Origin of the sequence: Schaalia sp., assembly GCF_050312375.1 — a bacterium.
Taxonomy (GTDB): domain Bacteria; phylum Actinomycetota; class Actinomycetes; order Actinomycetales; family Actinomycetaceae; genus Pauljensenia; species Pauljensenia hyovaginalis.
Window position 1 is genome coordinate 1 of record NZ_JBNOYB010000035.1, and the last position, 4,507, is coordinate 4,507.

The 4,507-nt window shown below is 68.6% G+C and carries 4 protein-coding genes; 2 read left to right on the forward strand and 2 right to left on the reverse strand.

Annotated elements, in window-relative coordinates:
- Positions 1 to 37: 37 nt before the first annotated feature.
- On the reverse strand, positions 38 to 1,621 hold the full coding sequence (locus ACQY7V_RS02475) for an RNA polymerase sigma factor (RefSeq protein ID WP_320836347.1): 1,584 nt from the start codon (positions 1,619 to 1,621) through the stop codon (positions 38 to 40).
- Positions 1,622 to 1,794: 173 nt separating this feature from the next.
- Here ACQY7V_RS02475 and ACQY7V_RS02480 point away from each other — a divergent pair, with 173 nt between their 5' ends.
- Positions 1,795 to 2,880 carry a polyprenyl synthetase family protein gene (locus ACQY7V_RS02480; RefSeq protein WP_303772952.1) on the forward strand — a complete coding sequence of 362 codons (1,086 nt, stop codon included), beginning with the start codon at positions 1,795 to 1,797 and terminating at the stop codon, positions 2,878 to 2,880.
- Between the two features lie 19 nt (positions 2,881 to 2,899).
- Here the strand turns inward: ACQY7V_RS02480 and ACQY7V_RS02485 are convergent, their stop codons facing one another.
- On the reverse strand, positions 2,900 to 3,250 hold the full coding sequence (locus ACQY7V_RS02485) for an Rv2175c family DNA-binding protein (protein WP_154477374.1): 351 nt from the start codon (positions 3,248 to 3,250) through the stop codon (positions 2,900 to 2,902).
- A gap of 230 nt (positions 3,251 to 3,480) precedes the next feature.
- On the opposite strand from ACQY7V_RS02485, the gene ACQY7V_RS02490 reads away from it, so the two are divergent.
- A partial coding sequence (locus ACQY7V_RS02490; RefSeq protein ID WP_428638737.1) for a protein kinase domain-containing protein occupies positions 3,481 to 4,507 on the forward strand: 1,027 nt, incomplete at its 3' end.

Sequence of the window (4,507 nt, forward strand, 5' to 3'; positions counted from 1 at the left end):
TCGAGGCGCCCCGCCCGAGCCGCGACGGAGAACGGGCTCAGTCGAGGTAGTCGCGCAGAACCTGCGAGCGCGAGGGATGCCGGAGCTTCGACATCGTCTTCGACTCGATCTGGCGGATCCGCTCGCGCGTCACGCCGTAGACCTTGCCGATCTCATCGAGGGTCTTGGGCTGTCCGTCCCCGAGGCCGAAGCGCATCGAGACGACCCCCGCCTCGCGCTCGGACAGGGTGTCGAGGACGTTGTGGAGCTGTTCCTGCAGGAGGGTGAAGGAGACCGCGTCGGCGGGGACGATCGCCTCGGAGTCCTCGATGAGGTCTCCGAACTCGGAATCCCCGTCCTCGCCGAGGGGCGTGTGCAGGGAGATCGGCTCACGACCGTACTTCTGAACCTCGACGACCTTCTCCGGAGTCATGTCGAGCTCCTTCGCGAGCTCCTCCGGCGTGGGTTCGCGGCCGAGATCCTGAAGCATCTGGCGCTGAACGCGGGCCAGCTTGTTGATGACCTCCACCATGTGCACCGGGATGCGGATCGTCCGGGCCTGATCCGCCATCGCACGCGTGATCGCCTGCCTGATCCACCACGTGGCGTAGGTCGAGAACTTGTAGCCCTTCGTGTAGTCGAACTTCTCGACCGCGCGGATCAGACCGAGGTTGCCCTCCTGAATGAGGTCGAGGAACTGCATCCCCCGGCCCGTGTAGCGCTTGGCCAGAGACACGACGAGGCGGAGGTTCGCCTCGAGGAGGTGGTTCTTGGCGAGCTGACCGTCCTGAGCGAGGAAATGGAGCTCACGACGCTCCTTCGGCGTCATCGCATCCGCTTCGTTCTTGAGCTTGTACTCGGCGTACAGGCCCGCCTCGATGCGCCGGGCGAGGTCGACTTCCTGCTCGGCGTTGAGGAGCGACACCTTGCCGATCTGCTTGAGGTAGTCCTTGACGGGATCCGCGGTCGCACCCGCCACCGTCACCTGCTGGACCGGCTCATCCGTATCGTCGGAATCCGAGACGACGAAGGCGCCCTTCGCGGCGAGGGAGGCCGCCGGACGGTCCTTCTCCTTGTCCTTCTTGGCCTCGTCCTCGTCCTCACCCGAATCCGCGTCCTCGCCCGAAGCGTCCTCCGAATCGTCCGAGTCATCGACCTCGAGATCCTCCTCCGAGATCTCGATGTCCTCGTCGGTGACATCGACCTCGGCGTCCTCGACGGCATCCGCTTCGTCGAGGGGCTCCTCGGAATCGGCCGGAGCCGCCTGCGCGGCCGCCTTCTTCGCCGTCGACTTGCGCGGAGAGGCCTTCGTCGCGCCCGGCTTCTTCGCAGCGGACTTCTTGGCGGCCGACTTCTTCGCCTTCGGAGCCTCGGCGGGGACGCCCTCATCGGCCGCGGGCGCCTCCTCAAGCGGAGCCTTCTTCGCAGCCGTCTTCTTCGCAGCGGGTTTCTTGGCCGCGGGCTTCTTCGCAGCTGCCCTCTTCGGCGTCGCAGCCTTCTCGGCTTCGCCCTCGGCGCCAGAAGCGGCCTTCTTCGTCGAACGGCGCTTCGGCTTGGCCTGTTCGGTCACCTGGGCGTCCTGCTCGACCTCCTCAGCCTTCGCATTCCTCGACGATCCCCTGGCAGTGCTCGATGCGGCCACACGTATCCCTTTCGCAGAAGACGGGAACAGCGCCGATCCAATCGATGACGGCGCAATCAACGACCATTATAATCCGACATTCCCAGATTTCTCTCAGAACTATTGCCCTCGCGCACCGCTTCGTGCTAAATGGAGCCCCTTCTCACTCTTCGCCCTGCACTAGGCTGAAGCGCATGACGACACTCGACAGGCGATTCGCAGCACTTCGCCCCCGCATCGATCTCGACACGGCGCGCGCCCTCGACGAGGCCTTGGGCGCACTCGAAGCCGGCGATGCGGCCGACGTGCTCGTCGAGGCCGCCAGGGACGCCATCCGATCGGGCAAGCGCTTGCGCGCCCTCCTCGCGCACTTCGGAGCCTCGCTGGGATCCGGGGCGCCGATCGGCGAGAGCGACGTCCACCTGCTCGGCGCAGCCCTGGAGCTCTACCAGGCCAGCGCCCTCGTCCACGACGACCTCATCGACAAGGCCCAGACGCGCCGCGGCATCGCGACGCCCCACGTCCGCTTCGCCCGCGCGCACGCGCACTCCTCATGGTCGGGCTCCGCCCCGGACTTCGGCGCGGCAGCGGCGGTCCTCCTCGGCGATCTCCTCTTCTCAGCCGCCGAATCCACGATGATCCGCCAGAGCGAGCGCCTCCCGCACGATCGGGCGACGCGCCTCCTCGCGCGCTACGCGCACATGCACGCCGAAGTCGCTCTCGGCCAGTACCTCGACGTCCGGGCCGAGAACCTCCCCCTTCGCGCATTCGGGCCGAGCGTCCCAGACGCCCGCGAAGTCGTACTGAGGAAATCCGCCCGCTACTCCGTCGTCCAGCCGGCCCTCCTGGGAGCGATGGCCGCCGGAGCCGACGAGGAGGTCCTGCGCACCCTCGAATCCGCGCTCACCCCCTGGGGCATCGCCTTCCAGCTCCGCGATGACGACCTCGGCGTCTTCGGAGACCCCGAGGTCACGGGCAAACCCGCGGGCGACGACATCCGCGAGGGCAAGCGGACGGTCCTCCTCGCCCTCACCTGGGAGAAGTCCTCCGAGGCCGAACGCCTCCACCTCGAACGGGCACTGGGCAACCCCGATCCGGGCCCCGGCGAGCTCGCGGAGGCCGCGGACATCATCGCGGCACGGGGCCGCGCCGGTCACGAGGGGCTCATCGAAGCGCTCATCGAAGAAGGGGCGCGCGCCCTCGACGATTCAGCCCTCACCCCGCAGATGAGAAGCGACCTCCTCGAACTGTCGCGGATCATCACCGCGCGGACGAACTGAGGGCGCTTCGCCCGGGCCCTCAGAACGCGAGAGTCGAGGCGATCGCATTCACCCGATGATGACGCCCCGAAAGGATCGCCGCCATCGGAGTCTGAGCGAGCTCCTCCTGGAAGGTGTACAGCCAAGCGGCCGCCTCATCGGGGGTGAAACCGTCATCGGAGAGCAGTGTGAGCGTGCCGGGCAGCGCGAAATGCGGCTCCCACCCGTTCTCACCGGACACGATGATCTCGCGGGGGATCCCGCGGGACCCGTCGGCAAGCGCGACGCTGAACAGGATCCGGTCGCGGACGAGCTGCTTGACGCGCCTCGGCTCCACGCCGAGGAGGCGGCTCGCCTCTTCGAAAGAAACGGTCTCGGGAAAATCGGCCATGCGCCCACCCTAGTCCACCCGGGGGGCGCCGGTATTCGGGCACGCCGCCCGCTTCAGTGAGATCGAGCCGCGCCCTCCCATAGAATCCACGGGTGACCGATTTCGATTCCGCTCCCGATGCGTCGCCCGCCCCGGGCCGACCCACCGAGGTTCTGCGCCCCGCGGCGTCGACGCCCGTGCCGGGCGCGCCGAAGGGCGCGGGGAACGACGGGTCTGCCGCTCCCGATCCGATGATCGGAATGCTCCTCGACGAGCGCTACCGCATTCAGCGCCGACTCGCCCGCGGCGGGATGGCGACCGTCTATCTCGCTCAGGACGAGCGGCTCGACCGCCCGGTCGCCCTCAAGATCATGCACCCGCACCTCGCGGAGTCGGCGGACTTCGTCGCACGCTTCCGCAGAGAGGCCCGGTCCGCCGCGCGCATCATCCACCCCGGAGTCGTCTCCGTCTTCGATCAGGGGGTCATCCACGGTCAGGGATTCCTCGTCATGGAGTTCATCGACGGCCCGAACCTGAGGACGCTCCTCAACCAGGAGGGCGCGCTGTCGATCCGCCGAACGCTGCAGATCCTCCACGACGTGCTCGACGCCCTGCGCGCCGCTCACCGCGTCGGCGTCATCCACCGCGACATCAAGCCCGAGAACGTCCTCATGCCCGCCGATCCCCCGGCCCGGGTCACGGACTTCGGGCTGGCGCGAGCGGCCTCGGAAGTCTCCATGTCCACGACCGGCTCGATGCTCGGCACGATCGCGTACATCGCCCCCGAGATCGCCCTCGCCGGAGCGATCGACGAGCGGACCGACCTGTACTCGGTCGGGATCATGGCCTACGAGATGCTCACCGGCTCAGTCCCCTGGGAAGGCGAGCCCGCGCTTCAGATCGCCCAGCATCACGTCTTGGACACCGTCCCGGAGCCTTCGAGGACCCTGCCCTGGATCCCGCGGGAGATCGACGATCTCATCGCGTCCTTGACGGCGCGCGACCCCCTCGAACGCCCGGCCGACGCCGCCGAGGCGCTCGATCAGCTCGCCCGGGTCCAGGCCGCCATTCCCGCCGAGCTCGGTCGGCGCCGGGCCGAGGTCGCCCCGAAGGCCCCCGCACGCGCGACGGGTGAGACCCCCGCCGCCACATCCCCCCGCCCCGAGCCCCAGCCCGCGACAACCCAAGCGGTGGTGCGCGCCCCCGGACCCCAGTCCCAGCCCCCCGCGAACGCGAAGAAGCGCCGCAGGCTCGGGCGGATCAACGCCGTGCTCGTCC

Coding starts and splice junctions, on each gene's coding strand:
- ACQY7V_RS02485 (WP_154477374.1), bottom strand. CDS start 3,250: ATGGCCGATTTTCCCGAGACCGTTTCTTTCGAAGAGGCGAGCCGCCTC.
- ACQY7V_RS02480 (WP_303772952.1), top strand. CDS start 1,795: ATGACGACACTCGACAGGCGATTCGCAGCACTTCGCCCCCGCATCGAT.